Raw genomic sequence first — 1,378 nt, 5'->3', positions numbered from 1 at the left:
TCGGCGTACGAAGTCGTAGGGCAATTTGATGTTACTAGAGCCGAGCGCGCCTTGAATGAAATCATGCTTCGCCATGAAGTCCTTAGAACCAACTTCGTGAGTAACGATGCAGGAACGTTTCAAGTAATTAACGAAGCCGCCTCTTTGTCTTTAGAAACAGTAGATTTACGCGGTCACTCAGATTCAGCAGACACAATAGCAGCGTTGATTGGTCAGGAGCAGTCATTAGCTTGGGACTTATCATCAGATTTGATGATGCGTTGTCAGTTTATTCAAACAGATGAGCAGGAAGGGGTACTGATGTTCAATATGCATCATATTGCCTCCGATGGTTGGTCAATGGGTATTCTGGTAGAAGAATTTGTCACCTTGTATGAAGCATATGGTCGTGGTGAAGAGAGTCCATTGGTAGCATTGCCGATTCAATATGCAGACTATGCGGTATGGCAACGCAATGAAGAGAGTCAAGCGGCGCAAGCTCAAGGATTAGCTTACTGGGAAGAGCAGCTAGCGGGCTTACCACCAGTGCACAGTATGCCACTGGACTATGTGCGTCCAGCCGAGCAAAGCAGTGCAGGTGCTTATATCGAGCGAAAGGTAAGCCAAAGAGTTAAAGAAGAATTACAAGCGCTAGCGCTTAAACATGACTGCACCTTGTTTATGGTATTGCATGCGGCATTTGGTGCGTTGTTGAGCCGTCATAGTGGTCAGTCTGACATTGTCTTAGGTACGCCAGTAGCTAACCGTATGCAAGCGGAAGTAGCACCATTAATAGGTTGTTTCATGAATACCTTAGTGTTGCGCAGTCAATGTGAAGCAACACAATCATTCACGGAGCACTTAAGCCAAGTAAGAGACGTAAACTTAGCGGCGCAACAGCACCAAAGCATACCATTCGAGCAATTGGTAGAAAGGCTTCAGCCGGAAAGAAGTACCAGTTATTCGCCGTTATTCCAAATCATGTTTTCAATGAACACCAATGATACGTCGGCGTTAACTTTATCTGGGGCGACATTGACGCCGCGCGTTGAGCAACAAGGCAGCGCGATGTATGAGTTGACGTTGGATGTTGTACAGGAAGATGATGGATTGGTGTTTCATTTTGAGTACAACACTGATGTATTTGCGGCGTGCACGATAGAGCGTTTAGCGGCGCGCTTTGAGGTGATGTTACGCAGCATTTTATCTGGGCCAGAGCAACCACTCGGTGAGCTAGAGATTCTGCCAGAAGATGAGCAAACTTACTTGTTAAGTGGGCTAAACGAAACCGCTTCACCATACGATACACAATTATGCGTACATGAAAAATTGGAATGGTTCGCGAGTCAAACACCGGATGCAATAGCGTTGGTGTGTGGTGATGAAGTGTTGACCTATG

The 1,378-nt window shown here is 46.2% G+C and carries 1 protein-coding gene; it reads left to right on the top strand.

The window, feature by feature from the left end:
* Positions 1-1,378 (top strand): condensation domain-containing protein (locus tag PULV_RS00055; protein WP_227009315.1); only part of this gene is annotated, 1,378 nt, incomplete at both ends.

It is taken from the genome of Pseudoalteromonas ulvae UL12 (assembly GCF_014925405.1).
Lineage (GTDB): Bacteria > Pseudomonadota > Gammaproteobacteria > Enterobacterales > Alteromonadaceae > Pseudoalteromonas > Pseudoalteromonas ulvae.
The sequence above is the reverse complement of the archived record's forward strand: the minus strand, read 5'-3'. Positions and strand labels throughout refer to the sequence as shown.